Genomic DNA, 14937 nt, shown 5'->3' on the forward strand with positions numbered 1-14937 from the left:
GGGCCGCCGCCAGGAACAGGGAGCTCATGCGGCCGCCTCCGCCGGCGCGGCCGGCGCGCGCCCCGCCATGGCAAGCACCGCTTCGGCGGCCTGTCGGTCGGCGTCCCGGCGCAACAGCTCATGCAGCTCGCCGAAGCGCTGGCGGAGCCGCTCGCAATGGACGGGATCGGCCAGCAGGGCCGCCGCTGCGGCCGCGATCCTGGCGGGCGTCGCCTCCTCCTGGATCAACTCCGGCACGATGGCCTCGCCCGCCAGCAGGTTGGGCAGCGAGTAGAGCTGTGTCTGCATCAGCTTGAAGGTCCGGACGATCCGCACGGTGAGCGGGGCGAGCCGGTAGGCCATGACCATGGGCCGGCGCAGCAGCGCCGCCTCCAGGGTGGCGGTGCCGGAGGCGAGCAGCACCAGGTCGGCGGCCGTCATCACCTCGCGCGAATGGCCGTCCACCAGGTGCACGTCCAGTCCCGGCGCGTGCCGGGCCAGCTGTGACTCGAACAGGGCCCGCAGCTGCGGTGTCGCCATGGCGGCCACGAAGCGGGTCCCCGGCCGCTGGGCCGCGAGCTGTGCAGCGGCTCCGGCGAGCACCTCGCCCAGCCGCTCCACTTCGCCGCGCCGGCTGCCCGGCAGCAGCGCCACCAGGGCCGGTCCTGGGGACTGTCCCGGGGACAGTCCCCATTCCAAACCCAGCGCCGCCCGCGCGGCGGCGGGGTCGGTGACCAGCGGGATGGCGTCCGCCATGGGGTGCCCGACGAAGCGCGCGGCGACACCGTGGGCGTGGTACAGCGGCGGCTCGAAGGGCAGCAGGCAAAGCACCTCGTCCGCGGCCGCCGCGACCGTATGGACACGCTGCGGGCGCCAGGCCCAGATCGAAGGGCTGACGTAGTGCATGGTGCGCATCCCGGCCCGGCGCAGCCGGCGCTCCAGCCCGAGGTTGAAGTCCGGCGCATCGACCCCGACCACCACGTGCGGCCGGAATGCCTCGAAGGACGCCACCAGCCCGCGCCGCAGCGCCAGCAGCCCGGGCAGGTGCCGGAGCACCTCGGCCAGCCCCATCACCGACAGCTGCTCCATCGGCGCCCAGCTCACGACGCCCTCGGCCTGCATCGCCGGGCCGGCGATCCCCGCCAGCGCGGCGTCCGGGTAGCGGGCCCGGATGGCGCGGGCCAGCCCCGCGCCCAGCAGGTCGCCCGACGGCTCGCCCGCCACCAGGCCGACGCGCAGGCCGCCGGGGGGCAGTGGGGGCTTGGGGTCGACGGGGCCGGGCATCGCGGCCCTTAGCGAACGATACTGCGGCTGGAGTCGCGGATGGAGGCGACGAAGAGCTCCAGCTCGGGCTGTTCCCGGGCCAGCTCCTCGAGCTGGGCCAGGGCGTCGGCCAGTTTGAGGCCGCTGCGATACAGCAGCTTGTAGCCCTGCTTGATGTTGGCGATCTGCCCGGCGGTGAAGCCGCGCCGCTTCAGGCCCTCGCTGTTGATGCCGCGCGGGCCCGGCGGCGTGCCGCCGACCATCACGTAGGCCGGCACGTCCTGGCTCACCCCGGCGTACTTGCCGAGGAAGGCGTGGGCGCCGGCGCGGCAGAACTGGTGCAGGCCGGAAAAGCCGGCGAAGATCACCCAGTCGGCGACGTGGCAATGCCCGGCGAGCGCCACGTTGTTCGCCAGGATGATGTGGTCGCCCAGCACGCAGTCGTGGGCGATGTGGGCATAGGCCATGATCCAGTTGTCGTTGCCGATCGTGGTCTCGCCCCGGTCCTGCGCCGTGCCGCGGTTGATGGTGACGCACTCGCGGATGGTGTTGCCGTCGCCGATCACCAGCCGGGTGGGCTCGCCGGCGTACTTCTTGTCCTGCGGCGCATCGCCGATGGAGGCGAACTGGAAGATTCGGTTGTTGCGCCCGATCACCGTCGGCCCGCGCACCACCACGTGCGGCCCGATCACGGTGCCGGCGCCGATCTCCACGTCATCGCCGATGATGCTGTAGGCGCCGATCTCCGCGTCCTCGTGGACGCGGGCGCCGGAGTCGATGATGGCCGTCGGGTGAATCACGACTTGCTCCCCTCCGGCGCGATCATGATCTCGGCCGAGGCCACCCGCCGGCCGTCCACCAGCGCCTCGGTGCTGAAGCGCCAGATGGTCCTGATGCGCCGCTCGTACGTGGCCCGGAGGACCAATTGGTCGCCCGGGACCACCGGGGCGCGGAAGCGGGTCTTGTCGATGCCCACGAAATAGAAGGCGAAGTTGTCGTCGGGCTCGACCCCGGCCGTGCGGAAGGCCAGCACGCCCGCCGCCTGGGCCATGGCCTCGACGATGAGCACGCCCGGCATCACCGGGCGCACCGGGAAATGCCCCGGGAAAAACGGCTCGTTGACGGTGACGTTCTTGATCGCCACCAGGTCCTTGCCCGGCGTGTGCTCCAGCACCCGGTCGATGAGCAGGAACGGGTACCGGTGCGGCAGGTAGGTCATGATGCGCTGGAGGTCCAGCGCGCTGTTCTCAGTCATTCTCGGGCTCTCCCTCGCCACGTTCCAGGCGGGCCACGCGCTTCGCCAGTTCGTCGAGCCGGCGGAAGCGGGCGGCGTTGCGGCGCCAGCGGGCCGCCTCGTCCAGCGGCAATCCGCCCGAGTATACGCCGGGCTCGCGGATCGAATGACTCACCATGGTCATGCCGGTGACTACGACCCCGTCGGCGATCTCCAGGTGCCCGCCAATGCCGACCTTGCCGGCGATCATGCAGTTGCGGCCGATGGTCGCGCTGCCGGCGATCGCGGCGCAGCCCGCCACCGCCGTGTGGGCGCCGATGCGCACGTTGTGGCCGACCTGGATCTGGTTGTCCAGCTTGACCCCCTCCTCGATCACGGTGTCCTCGATGGCGCCGCGGTCGATGGTGGTATTGGCGCCGACCTCCACGTCGTCCCCGATCACCACGCTGCCGACCTGGGGCACCTTGAACCAGCCCTCCGGCTCGCGCGCGATGCCGAAGCCGTCGCCGCCGATCACCACGCCGGGGTGCAGCAGCACGCGGGCGCCGAGCCGCACGCCGTGGCACAGCGTCACGCCGGCCACCAGCCGGCAGCCCGGCCCGACCACCACGTCGCGCCCGACCACGCAGTTGGGGCCGATCCAGGTCCCCGCGCCGATCCGGGCCCCGGCCTCGACGACCGCGCCGGGGGCGACGCCGGCGTCCGGCGCGACTTCGGCTCCCGGCGCCACGTGCGCGCCCGGGTCGATCCCCGGCGCGAAGGCCGGCGGCGGATGCAGGTCGGCCGCGATCCGCGCGTAAGCGGCGTAGGGATTGGCGGCGACCAGCACCGGCGCGGCGCACTCCGCCGCGAACTCCGGCGCCAGCACGACGGCGCCGGCGCGGGTGGTGGCCAGGTACCTGCGGTAGCGCGGGTTGGCCAGGAAGGAGACGGCGTCGGCGCCGGCCTCGGGCAGCGTGCCGACCCGCTGGACCTGCCGGTCGGGGTCGCCGCGCAGCTCCAGCCCGTGCCGGACGGCGAGCTCGCCCAGGCTGCGGCTCATGCGCCCGCCCGTGCTCAACCGCCCTGGTGGCGTCGCTGCAGGACCTGGAGGACCTGCTGCGTGATGTCGAGCGCGTCGCTGGCGTGAATGAAGCCTTCCACCAGCACCAGGTCATAGCCCTGGGAGCTGGCGTAGCCCTGGATCTCGGCGATGAACAGGCGTTGCAGCTCGCCGAGTCGCTCGTTCCGGCGCAGGTTGAGGTCCTCCATGAACTCGTTCTGGGTCCGCTGGAAGTCGCGCTGGCCGTCGCGGAACTGCTGCTCCACGCGCCGGCGCTCATCCTCGGACATGAAGCCGTCGGACTGCTGCAGCCGTTCCTGCAGGGCGACCAGCTCTTCCTGCTTGCTGCGCAGCTCCCGCTCCCGGGGCGCGAACTCCTCGGTCAGCGAGCGCTGCAGTGCCAGCGCCTGGGGCGCCTCTTCGAACAGGCGGTTGAGCTTGACCACGCCGATGCGCGTCTCCGCCAGCGCCGTCGTCGGCGCCGCGAGCAGCACCACCAGCAGCGTGGCGGCCAGGTTGCGAACGAGAGTGCGATGCGATGCCTTCATGCCTGTGGGTCCTCAATCATCGGGTCCGGCGGCTCGGTGCTCAGAACGCCGAGCCCACGGTGAACTGGAAGCCTTCCGTCCGGTCGCCCGGCTCGTCATTGAGCGGGAAGGCGTAGCTGAATCTGAACAGTCCCAGCGGCGCCAGCCACTGGAAGGAAATGCCGGTCGAGTATCTCAACTCGGAGAAGGAGAAGTCGTTGTTGAGGGGCTCTCCCGTATCCCGGTCGAAGAACGGCGTCGTGTCGGTGGAGAATATATTACCGGCGTCGAAGAACAAACTGAAACGCGTGGTCCTGGCGATCTCGCCCCGCAACGGAATGATCAGCTCCAGCTGGGAACTCAGCTCGAAGTTGCCGCCGTAAGGATTTTCGTTGGTGTCCAGGGGTCCGAGCCAGCCCTCGCGGTAACCGCGCACCGAGCCCGGCCCGCCGCCGAAGTAGCGCTTGAACGGCGGCACCTCGGTGGTGTCGCCGAGCGCATCGGTGTACGCGATCTCGCCGCTCCATTCGATAAACGTCGGGCCGATGAAGGGCAGGTACTGGAGCAGGTCGAGCGAGGCGCTGTAGTACTCCACGCTGCTGCCGGGCACCGTGTAGTTGAGCTGGATGCGGTGACGGGAGCCGCGGTCGGCAAAGAACACCCGGTTGCGGCTGTCGTAGGTCCAGCCGAGCAGGAGCTCGTAGGACTGGAACTGGGTTTCGAAGAGTTCGCCGCCGGTCACCTCCCGGACCCTGGAATCGCCGTTCAGCCGCACCCAGCGGATCGACTGGAAGGGGCTGCTGGCGTTGGTCAGGAGGCGCGAATCGTACAGCTGCACGCCGGCCCGCAGGCGCGTGTACTCCGAGATCGGGTAGCCGTACTCGATGCCGAGCGAGGCGGTCTTGGTGCCGAACTCCGAGGCGCCCGAGACGAACTGCGTGATATCCCGGTAAGACGCCGATACCGTCCGCGACACGCCGTTCGGCGTCACGTAGGGGTTGGTGTGGAGGAAGCTGTACACGGTCGAGAACCGGCCGGTATTGACGTCCGCCTCGATGCGGTTCCCCGTGCCGAGGAAATTGGTGTGGACGAAGTTGGCGTTGAAAATCACGCCCTGGAGGCCCGAGTAGCCGACGCCGCCGCCGAAACTGCCCGGCAGCCCTTCCTTGACGGCGAACTCCACGTCCACCAGGTCGTCGGTACCGATCACCGGAAAGGTCTCGCGCTGCACGTCCTCGATGAAGGGCAGCCGGCGCACGCGCTCCTCGGAGCGGTCCAGCGCCCGGTTGGAAAGATAGGCGCCTTCGAGCTGGCGCATCTCGCGGCGGAGCACCTCGTCGTTGGTGCTGGTGGTGCCGGCGAAATTGATACGGCGCACGTAGGCGCGCTTGCCGGGCTCGATGTAGAAGGTCACCGAGACCTCGTTGGTGCCGGGCGTGATGGTCGGCACGGGATCGACGCGGGCGAAGGCGAAGCCTTCCTCGCCGAGCCGGAAGGTGATCAGTTCGGCGGTCTGGGTCAGCTGGCGCCGGGAGAAGGTGTCGCCGGGCTTGCTCAGCACCAGGGCGCGCAGCTGTTCCTCCGGCACCGGCATCTGGCCGGCCAGCCGGATGTCGGCGATCCGGTGGGGCTCGCCCTCGCTGACGTTGATGGCGATGAAGATGTCCTGCCGGTCCGGCGAAATCTGCACCTGGGTCGATTCGATGTCGAAGTTGGCATAGCCGCGGTCCATGTAGAAGGACTGCAGCGTCTCCAGGTCGCCGACCAGCGATTCGCGCGCGTAGCGGTCGTCCTGCCGGTACCAGGACAGCCAGTTCGGCGTGCGCAGCTGGAACTCGTCGAGGATCTCCTCGTCGCTGAAGACCTCGTTGCCGACGATGGCGACCTGCCGGATCCGGGCCCGCTCGCCCTCCTGGATCGTGATAGTGATGTCGACCGTGTTCTCGGCCTCGTTCTCGTCGACGCGCGTGTCGATGATCACGCCGTACTTGCCGCGGCTGTAGTACTGGTCGGTCATGAAGCGCTCGACTTCCTCGAGCACCGGCCGGTCGAAGGTCTGGCCGCGGGACAGGCCGACGCCGCGCAGCGACTCCTCGAGGTCCTCGGTCTTGATGTCCTTGTTGCCGGTGATGGTCAGGCGCCGGATCGACGGCCGCTCGCGCACCGCAATCACCAGGGTCGAGCCGTCGCGCCGGAACTCCACGTCCGCGAACAGGCCGGTGCCGTAGACGGCGCGGATGGCCTCCGCGACCCGCCCCTCGTCCAGGGTGTCGCCGATGCTTACCGGCAGGTAATTGTAGACCGTGCCCTCGGCAATGCGCTGCAAGCCCTCCACCCGCATGTCGCGCACCACGAAGGCCTCGCCCTCCTGCGCCGGCACGGCCGCAGCGCCCAGCCCCAGGAACACGGCGAGCAGCGCCGCCAAAACTCGCAACCGATGCTTCACGCTCGTCCTCAGCCCGCGGTGATGCGCACGATATCGTTATAGAAAGCGAAACTCATCAGCAGCAGCAGCAGGAAGATGCCCACCTGCTGGCCGATGATCTGGGCGCGCTCGGAGACCGGGCTGCCCTTGGCGAGCTCGACCACCTGGTAGACGATCTGGCCGCCGTCGAGCATCGGGATGGGCAGCAGGTTGATGATGCCGAGGCTGATGCTGACGATCGCAAGGAAGGTGACGAAAGCCGCGAAGCCCGCCGCCGCCGTGAAGCCGGCCGTCTGGGCGATGTTGATCGGCCCGCTGAGGTTCTTCACCGAGACCTGGCCCATGATCATGCGCGCCATCATCGTCACGGTCAGCTCCGAGATCCGCCAGGTCTCGCCCACGGCGCGCCCTACCGCCGCCACGGGTCCGTAACGCTGCTCGGTCCGGATCGGGTCCCACAGTTCCGCCAGGATCTGCGGCCCGGCCCCGATCCGTCCGACGCGGACGCCCTCCTCGTCGGCGGCGCCGATCAACAGCTCGAGCCGCATCGGATTGCCGTCGCGCTCGATGAGCAGGCCCACGGTCTCGCCCGGCCGCGCCCGCACGAACTCGACCCAGTCCTGCCACTCCGCGATCGGCTCGCCCGCCGCGCTCAGCACCCGGTCGCCGGGCTGCAGCCCGGCCGCCGCCGCCGTGCCTTCCGGCAGCAGCTCGCCGACCACGGCCGGGACCGAGGGACGCCAGAACGAGATGCCCAGCTCGGGGAACATGGCGTTCGGCTCGGTGAGCGCTTGGATGTCGCCGTCGTAGCGCAAGGCCAGCTCGCGGCGGGCGCCCGCCGCATCCTCCACCAGCAGGCGCGCGCGCCCGGCCGGCACCATGGCGCTGAGCAGCTCCAGCTGGGCTTCCATCATGGTCCGGGTGGGCGCGCCGTCGATCGCGACGATCTGGTCGCCCGCCTGCAGCCCTGCCTCGGCCGCCGGCGAAGCTGCGGCGATCTCGCCGACCATCGGCTTGATCGCCGGCACGCCGGCCACGAATATGACCCAGTAGGCCGCGATCGCGAAGATGAAATTGAACGCCGGCCCGGCGAACAGCACTGCGATGCGCCGCTGGGGCGACTGGCGGTTGAAGCAGCGCGGCAGGTCCTCGGGGGGCACGTTGCCCTCGCGCTCGTCCAGCATCTTGACGTAGCCGCCCAGCGGGATCGCCGAAATCCAGTACTCGGTCCCGTCGCGACCGGTGCGCCGCCACAGGGGGCTGCCGAAGCCGACCGAGAACCGCAGTACCTTGATGCCGAGGCGGCGGGCGACCCAGAAATGGCCGTACTCGTGCACCGCCACCAGCACGCTGATGGCGACCACGAAAGCCAGCACTGACGTCAGCAATTCGTTCAATTCGTATCCCGCAAGTTCGAGCCGTCCCGGCGGCCGCCGGGCCGCCGGCAAGTATTAGAGCGCCAAAGTCCGGATTTTCTCCTCGGCCGCGTCCCGGCTGTGCGCGTCGAGCGCCAGGATCGACTCGAGGTCGGCCGGCGCGGAATCCGTATATTGTGCCAGAACCGCGTCGATGATCGCGGCGATGGCGGTGAACCGGACCCGCCCGGCCAGGAACGCCGCCACCGCGACCTCGTTGGCCGCGTTCAGCACCACCGGTGCGCCGGCATCGCCGGCCGCCGCCTGCATCGCCAGCGCCAGGCAGGGGAAACGGGCCGGGTCCGCCGGGCGGAAGTTCAGGCTGCCGCGGGCGGCCAGGTCCAGGGGCTCGACGCCGGACGGCATCCGCTCGGGCCAGGCCAGGGCGTGCGCGATCGGCGTGCGCATGTCCGGATTGCCGAGCTGCGCCAGCATGGACCCGTCGCGGTACTCGACCAGCGAGTGGATGATGCTCTCCGGGTGCACGACGACGCCCACGCGCGCCACCGGGACGCCGAACAGGCGGCAGGCCTCGATGATCTCGAGCCCCTTGTTCATCATGGTGGCGGAGTCGACCGAGATCTTCCGGCCCATCTCCCAGTTGGGATGGGCGCAGGCCTGGGCCGGGGTGACCTCCTCCAGGGCTGCCAGCGGCGTGTCGAGGAAGGGGCCGCCCGAGGCCGTCAGCAGCAGCCGCGTGACGCCGGCGCCGTCGGAGTCGCGGTCCCGTCCCGGCGGCAGGCACTGGAACAGCGCGTTGTGCTCGCTGTCGATCGGGAGCAGCTCGCCGCCGGAAGCGGCGAGCGCTTCCAGCAGCAGGTTGCCCGCCATGACCACCGCCTCCTTGTTGGCCAGCAGGATCCGCTTGCCCGCCCGCGCCGCCGCCAGGGTCGGCAGCAGGCCGGCAGCACCGACGATCGCCGCCATGACGTAGTCCACGTCCGGTCGCGCGCCGGCCGCGGCCAGCGCCTCGGCCCCGGCCTGCACTTCCACCGCCAGGCCCTCGGCCCGGACCGCCGCCTCGAGCTGCGCCGCCGCCGCCGGGTCCAGCAGCACGGCCACGGCCGGGCGGAACTGCCGGCACTGCTCGAGCAGCCGCTGCCAGTTGCGGCCGGCCGTGAGCGCCCGGACCGCGAAGCGGCCGGGATTGCGCGCCACCACGTCGAGCGTGCTGAGGCCGATGCTGCCCGTGGCGCCGAGGATCGCCAGTCCCTTCACGCTGCGGGCCTCACCACGCCGGCGCCAGCCAGCGCACGCCCAGCACGAACACGGGGATGGCGGCGAGCAGGCTGTCGATCCGGTCGAGCACGCCGCCGTGGCCGGGCAGGACGTGGCTGGTGTCCTTCAGTCCCGCCGTGCGCTTGAGCATGCTGATGCCGAGGTCGCCGATCACCGAGATGCCGCCCACGGCGAGCGAGAGCACCACCAGCGGGAACGCCGGCACGTCGAACCAGTACGCGCCCCCGGTGGCCACCAGGGCCACCAGGCACAGGCCGCCGATCAGGCCCTCCCAGGTCTTCTTCGGGCTGATCTGCGGCGCCAGCTTGACCCGCCCCAGCGACCGCCCCGCGAAATACGCCCCGACGTCCGCGGCGGCCACCACGAGGAACAGGTACAGCACCCATTCCGGGCCGAAGACGCGGGTCTTGAGCAGGAAGGCAAAGGCCAGCCAGGCCAGCGGCAGCAGCAGCAGCCCGCCGGCCAGCACGACCGCGCGCGGCAGCCGCAAGGGATACCGGGTCAGCAGCAGGCCGATCACGGCCCACAGCGCCAGGTGGAGCCACAGCAGGCCTTCCGGCAGGTGCCCGGTCGGCATCCACCAGGCCAGCCAGCCGATCACCGCCGCCATGGCGAAGGTGTAGGCGGCGCGCGCGCTGGCGGCCCGCACCTCGGCCAGGCCCGACCATTCCCAGGCCGCCAGCAGCAGCAGCAGCCCGAACAGCACCACGCCGACGTCCTTGGAGGCGAAGAACAGGACGGTCAGCAGCGCGGCGACCAGCAGCAGGGCAGTGACCAGGCGTTCCTTCAGCATGACTCCTCCCCGGCGGCCGGCTGCAGCTGCTCGGACGTCTGCCCGAAGCGCCGTTCCACGGCGGCATAGCGGGCCAGCGCCCGGTCCAGCTCGGCTTCCCCGAAATCCGGCCACAGGCAGTCGGTGAACCACAGCTCGGCGTAGGCCAGCTGCCAGAGCAGGAAGTTGCTGAGGCGGTGCTCGCCGCCGGTGCGGATCAGCAGGTCGGGCTCCGGCAGCCCGGCCAGCGCCAGCCGCCCCGCCACCGTCGCGTCGTCGATGGCCGCGGGGTCAAGCGTGCCGGCGGCTGCCTCGGCGGCCAGCTGCCGCGCGGCCTGGCCGATGTCCCAGCGCCCGCCGTAGGCCAGGGCGATGACCAGCACCAGCCGCTCGTTGGCCCGGGTCCGCTCCTCGGCCGACCGCATGCGGGCCTGCAGCTCCGCCGACAGCTCGCGGCGCTCGCCGATGAAACGCAGCTGGACGCCGTTGGCGTGCAGCTCGTCCACCTCGCGCTCCAGCGCCTCGAGGAACAGCCGCATCAGCGCGCCGACCTCGCCCTGCGGGCGGCGCCAGTTCTCGCTCGAGAACGCGAACAGGGTGAGGTGACGGATGCCGCGCCGGGCGCAGGTCTCGACGATGGCGCGGGCCGCACGCACGCCGGCCCGGTGGCCGGCCTGGCGCGGCATCATGCGCTGGCGGGCCCAGCGGCCGTTGCCATCCATGATGATGGCGACGTGGGCGGGCGTGGCTGGAGGGTTCACCGCAAGGACTGCCGGGGCCTCAGACCTCGAGCAGTTCCTGTTCCTTCTCCGCGACCACCTGGTCGACCAGCGCGATGTGCTTGTCGGTCAGCACCTGCACCTCGTCGTGGGCGCGGCGGTCGTCGTCCTCGGTGATCTCTTTTTCTTTCAGCAGTTCCTTCACGTGATGCAGGGCATCGCGGCGGATGTTACGGATCGCGACCTTGGCGTTCTCGCCCTCGTGGCGCACGACCTTGGTCATGTCGCGGCGCCGTTCCTCGGTCAGCGGCGGCAGCGGCACCCGGATCACGGTGCCGGCCGTGTTCGGATTCAGGCCGAGGTCGGAGGTCATGATGGCCTTCTCGACCACCGACACCATCTGGCGTTCCCACGGCGTGATGGTCAGGGTGCGGGAATCCTCGACCCCGACATTGGCGACCTGGCTCAGCGGCACCTCGCTGCCGTAGTACTCGACCGTGATGTGGTCCAGCAGGCTGGTGTGGGCGCGCCCGGTGCGGAGCTTCTTCAGCTCCCCGCGCAGCGACTCCACGCTCTTGTCCATGCGCTCGTTGGCGTCCTTCATGATGTCCTGCAGCATGCTCGGGCTCCTCTCAGGCTTCGGCGCCGGGCTCGGCGGCCCGGGTCACCAGGGTACCCACGTCCTCGCCGTTGACGATGCGCAGCAGGTCGCCCTTGTTGTGGACGTTGAACACCCGCAAGGGCAGGTCGTGGTCGCGGCACATCACCACCGCGGTGGCGTCCATCACCCCGAGCCGCTGGTCCAGCACCTGGTCGAAGGTCAGGGTGGCGTAGCGTTCGGCGTCCGGATGCTTTTTCGGGTCGGCCGAATACACGCCGTTGACCTTGGTCGCCTTCAGCAGCAGGTCCGCGCTGATCTCGATCGCCCGCAGGCTGGCGGCGGAATCGGTGGTGAAGAAGGGGTTGCCGGTGCCCGCAGCGAGGATCACCACCCGGCTCTTCTCCAGGTGGCGAATGGCGCGGCGGCGGATGTAGTCCTCGCACACGTCGTTGATCCGGATCGCCGACATGACCCGGGCGTGGACGCCGAGCTTCTCCAGCGCGTCCTGCAGGGCGAGCGAGTTGATGACCGTGGCCAGCATGCCCATGTTGTCGCCGGTGACGCGGTCCATGCCGGCTTCGGCGAGGCCGGCGCCGCGGAAGATGTTGCCGCCGCCGATGACCACCGCGACCTGGACGCCCAGCTCGCGCACGTCGCGCAACTCGCCGGCGATGCGGTTGATGACCTCGGGATCGATCCCGTAATCGACGCCGCCGAGGAGCGCCTCGCCGCTGAGCTTGAGGAGGATTCTTTTCGGAACTTTCCGGCTCATCTCGCCCCCTGAGAGCATTGCCCTGGCACTACGGCCGCAAAAAAGAACCCCGCTGTTCGCGGGGCCCTCGAGTTTACCTCATCTCCGGGCCGCGCGGCGGCTGCGCGCACGACCGGATGCTGCGTTGCGACGGGCCTCAGCCACCGCGCACCTGGGCCATCACTTCCTCGACGAAGTTGTCGGCCTTCTTTTCGATGCCCTCGCCCACCTCGAAGCGCACGAAGGCCTGGACCGCGGCGCCGTGCGCCTTGAGCAGCTTGCCCACGGTGGTGTCCGGGTCCTTGACGAAAGGCTGGCCCACCAGGGTGATCTCGGCGAGCTGCTTGCGCAGGCGCCCCTCGACCATCCTGGCCACGATCTCGGCCGGCTTGCCCTCGCCCTTGGCCTGCTCGACGAGGATTTCGCGCTCCTTGTCGAGATAGTCCGCCGGGACCTGGCTCTCGTCGACGTACTGCGGCCGCGAGGCGGCGATATGCATGGCGAGATCGCGCGCCAGGGCGTCGTCGCCGCCCTCCAGCGCGACCAGCACGCCGATCCGGGTCCCGTGCACGTAGCTGCCGACCAGGCCGGTGGACTCCAGCAGCGCGAACCGGCGCACGCCGATGTTCTCGCCGATCTTGGCCACCAGGCCGCGGCGCGTCTCTTCGACGGTGGCGCCGTCCATGCCGGTCGCCAGCAGCGCGTCGAGGTCCGTCGGGCGCTCGGCCAGCACCAGCTCGCCGACCCGCTGCGAGAAATCGCGGAAATCGTCGCCGCCGGCGACGAAATCGGTCTCGCAGTTGATCTCGACGACCGCGGCCGCCTTCTGGTCCGGCGCGGCGGTGACCACCACCAGGCCTTCCGCCGCGATGCGGCCGGCCTTCTTGTCGGCCTTGGCCAGGCCCTGCTTGCGCATGTGCTCGACGGCCGCCTCGATGTCGCCGCCGGTCTCCACCAGCGCCTTCTTGCACTCCATCATGCCGGCGCCGGTGCGCTCGCGGAGTTCCTTCACCTGGGATGCGGAAATCGTCATGGCTTACTCCTCCGCCGCCGGGGCCTCGGGCTTGGCCGGCTTCTCGGGGGCCGCAGTCTCGGGGGCCGGCGGCTCGGCCGCCTGCGCCTCGGCGGCTGCCTGGGCCGGCGGCGGTTCCGCATCGGCCTTGCGCGGCGCGTGCGGCTTGCGCACCGGCTTCTTCGCCGCCGGTTCGGCCTCGTTGACCTCGACGAACTCGTCGGTGCCCTCGGGGACTTCCGGCACCTGCGCCCGGCCTTCCAGCACCGCGTCGGCGATGCCGGCGGTGTAGAGCTGGATGGCGCGCATGGCGTCGTCGTTGCCCGGGATCACGTAGTCGATGCCCTCGGGCGAGCAGTTGGTGTCGACCACCGCCACGATCGGGATACCCAGCTTGTTGGCCTCGGCCACCGCGATGCGCTCGTGCTCGATGTCGATGATGAACAGCGCGTCCGGCAGGGAGCCCATGTTCTTGATGCCGCCCAGGCTGCGCTCCAGCTTCTCCATCTCCCGGTTCAGGCCCAGCACTTCCTTCTTCGAGAGGCTCTCGAAGGTGCCGTCCTCGGCCATCGCCTCGAGCTCGAACAGGCGCTTGATGGACTGCTTCACGGTCTTGTAGTTGGTGAGCATGCCGCCCAGCCAGCGGTAGCTGACGTAGGGCATGCCGGCGCGGTCGGCCTCGCGCTGGATCGCTTCGCGCGCGCTGCGCTTGGTGCCGACGAACAGCACGTTGCCGCCGTCGGTGGCGAGCTTGCGGACGAAGTCCTGCGCCTTGATATACAGCGGCAGGGTCTTCTCGAGATTGATGATGTGGATCTTGTTACGTTCGCCGAAGATGTAGGGTGACATCTTCGGGTTCCAGAAGCGGGTCTGGTGGCCGAAATGAACGCCGGCCTCCAGCATCTGGCGCATGGAGATTGAAGCCATGTTGTACTCCTACGGGTTGAGCCTCCACGCACCCCACCCGGCAACCCCTGTCCACTCGGGAAAGAAGGCACCCAGCCGGGCGTGACGGTGCGTGTGTGGGATTAATTGCGCTTAAGGCGCGCGCTTTATACCATAGGCGCCGCCTGCGGACAATCACCCGGAGAGGCCCGCGCCAGTGCCTAAGTGGTTGAACGGCCGCGCACTTCTCCCCCTTTTGGCCAAGACTGAACCGGCGGCTCGGAGGCCGCAACCGCCATGCCCGTGACCATCAAGACGACCGAGGCCGAGCGCGAGGGCATGCGCCACGCCGGCCGCCTGGCCGCCGAGGTGCTCGACATGATCGGCGCGCACGTGCGCCCGGGCGTGTCCACGGACGAGCTGGACCGGATCTGCCACGAGTACATCACCGGCCGGCAGGGCGCCGTCCCGGCGCCGCTGAATTACCGCGGGTTTCCGAAGTCGATCTGCACCTCGGTCAACCACGTGGTGTGCCACGGCATCCCGGGCGAGCGGGTGCTGAAGAAAGGCGACATCGTCAACATCGACATCACCGTCATCAAGGACGGCTGGCACGGCGACACCAGCCGCATGTTCTTCGTCGGCGAACCCACCGTCGGGGGCCGCCGGGTCAGCGAGGTCTCGCACGAGGCCATGCGCCGCGGCATCGAGATGGTCCGACCGGGCGTGCGCCTCGGCGACATCGGCCATGCCATCCAGGCTTACGTCGAAGCGCAGCACTGCTCGGTGGTGCGCGAATACTGCGGCCACGGCATCGGCCGCGAGTTCCACGAGGACCCCCAGGTGCTGCACTACGGCAAGCCGGGCACCGGGCTCGAGCTCCTGCCGGGCATGACCTTCACCATCGAGCCGATGGTCAACGCCGGCAAGCGCCACGTGCGGCTGCTGCCCGACGGCTGGACCGTGGTCACCAAGGACCATTCGCTCTCGGCCCAGTGGGAGCACACCATCCTGGTCACGGAAGACGGTTTCGAAGTACTGACGCTCGGCGCGTCCGGCCGGATCTGAGGAGC

15 protein-coding genes are annotated in these 14937 nt (G+C 70.0%); 1 reads left to right on the top strand and 14 read right to left on the bottom strand.

Annotated elements, in window-relative coordinates:
• Positions 1-24: 24 nt before the first annotated feature.
• The 14 genes from lpxB to rpsB all read right to left on the bottom strand — a co-directional run bounded on the left by lpxB (position 25) and on the right by rpsB (position 13906).
• Positions 25-1263 (bottom strand): lipid-A-disaccharide synthase, encoded by a 1239-nt coding sequence (gene lpxB / locus G6N75_RS08870; protein WP_165347998.1) that lies wholly within the window; start codon positions 1261-1263, stop codon positions 25-27.
• Positions 1264-1271: 8 nt separating this feature from the next.
• On the bottom strand, positions 1272-2042 hold the full coding sequence (gene lpxA / locus G6N75_RS08875; protein ID WP_165347999.1) for an acyl-ACP--UDP-N-acetylglucosamine O-acyltransferase: 771 nt from the start codon (positions 2040-2042) through the stop codon (positions 1272-1274).
• Complete coding sequence (gene fabZ, locus G6N75_RS08880) at positions 2039-2497, bottom strand: 3-hydroxyacyl-ACP dehydratase FabZ (protein WP_165348000.1); 459 nt, start codon at positions 2495-2497, stop codon at positions 2039-2041. Before fabZ ends, lpxA begins: the two co-directional genes overlap by 4 nt.
• Positions 2490-3518 (bottom strand): UDP-3-O-(3-hydroxymyristoyl)glucosamine N-acyltransferase, encoded by a 1029-nt coding sequence (lpxD, locus tag G6N75_RS08885; protein ID WP_165348001.1) that lies wholly within the window; start codon positions 3516-3518, stop codon positions 2490-2492. The genes fabZ and lpxD overlap by 8 nt, the downstream gene beginning before the upstream one ends.
• Positions 3519-3532: 14 nt before the next feature.
• The gene (locus G6N75_RS08890) at positions 3533-4066 is read right to left on the bottom strand and encodes an OmpH family outer membrane protein (RefSeq protein ID WP_165348002.1); all 534 of its coding nucleotides are present in this window, start codon (positions 4064-4066) and stop codon (positions 3533-3535) included.
• A 40-nt stretch (positions 4067-4106) separates the two neighbouring features.
• Positions 4107-6491 carry an outer membrane protein assembly factor BamA gene (gene bamA, locus G6N75_RS08895; RefSeq protein WP_165348003.1) on the bottom strand — a complete coding sequence of 795 codons (2385 nt, stop codon included), beginning with the start codon at positions 6489-6491 and terminating at the stop codon, positions 4107-4109.
• An 8-nt stretch (positions 6492-6499) separates the two neighbouring features.
• Positions 6500-7867, bottom strand: a complete 1368-nt coding sequence (gene rseP / locus G6N75_RS08900) for an RIP metalloprotease RseP (RefSeq protein ID WP_165348004.1) — start codon at positions 7865-7867, stop codon at positions 6500-6502.
• 54 nt (positions 7868-7921) lie between these two features.
• Positions 7922-9103 (bottom strand): 1-deoxy-D-xylulose-5-phosphate reductoisomerase, encoded by a 1182-nt coding sequence (ispC, locus tag G6N75_RS08905; protein ID WP_165348005.1) that lies wholly within the window; start codon positions 9101-9103, stop codon positions 7922-7924.
• Positions 9104-9113: 10 nt separating this feature from the next.
• Entirely contained in the window at positions 9114-9917 is an 804-nt protein-coding gene (locus G6N75_RS08910; protein WP_165348006.1) for a phosphatidate cytidylyltransferase, read from the bottom strand.
• Positions 9911-10657 carry a polyprenyl diphosphate synthase gene (uppS, locus tag G6N75_RS08915; RefSeq protein ID WP_346765511.1) on the bottom strand — a complete coding sequence of 249 codons (747 nt, stop codon included), beginning with the start codon at positions 10655-10657 and terminating at the stop codon, positions 9911-9913. The genes G6N75_RS08910 and uppS overlap by 7 nt, the downstream gene beginning before the upstream one ends.
• A gap of 19 nt (positions 10658-10676) precedes the next feature.
• A complete protein-coding gene (gene frr / locus G6N75_RS08920; RefSeq protein ID WP_165348007.1) occupies positions 10677-11234 on the bottom strand; it encodes a ribosome recycling factor in 558 nt (185 codons plus the stop codon).
• Positions 11235-11247: 13 nt separating this feature from the next.
• Positions 11248-11988, bottom strand: a complete 741-nt coding sequence (pyrH, locus tag G6N75_RS08925; RefSeq protein WP_165348008.1) for a UMP kinase — start codon at positions 11986-11988, stop codon at positions 11248-11250.
• 136 nt (positions 11989-12124) lie between these two features.
• On the bottom strand, positions 12125-13000 hold the full coding sequence (gene tsf / locus G6N75_RS08930) for a translation elongation factor Ts (protein WP_165348009.1): 876 nt from the start codon (positions 12998-13000) through the stop codon (positions 12125-12127).
• A gap of 3 nt (positions 13001-13003) precedes the next feature.
• The gene (rpsB, locus tag G6N75_RS08935; protein WP_165348010.1) at positions 13004-13906 is read right to left on the bottom strand and encodes a 30S ribosomal protein S2; all 903 of its coding nucleotides are present in this window, start codon (positions 13904-13906) and stop codon (positions 13004-13006) included.
• Between the two features lie 255 nt (positions 13907-14161).
• On the opposite strand from rpsB, the gene map reads away from it, so the two are divergent.
• Positions 14162-14932: a type I methionyl aminopeptidase gene (gene map, locus G6N75_RS08940; protein ID WP_165348011.1), complete on the top strand. Its 771-nt coding sequence runs from the start codon at positions 14162-14164 to the stop codon at positions 14930-14932.
• Positions 14933-14937: the final 5 nt, after the last annotated feature.

Source organism: Thioalkalivibrio sp. XN8 (assembly GCF_011058255.1).
Lineage (GTDB): Bacteria > Pseudomonadota > Gammaproteobacteria > Steroidobacterales > XN24 > XN24.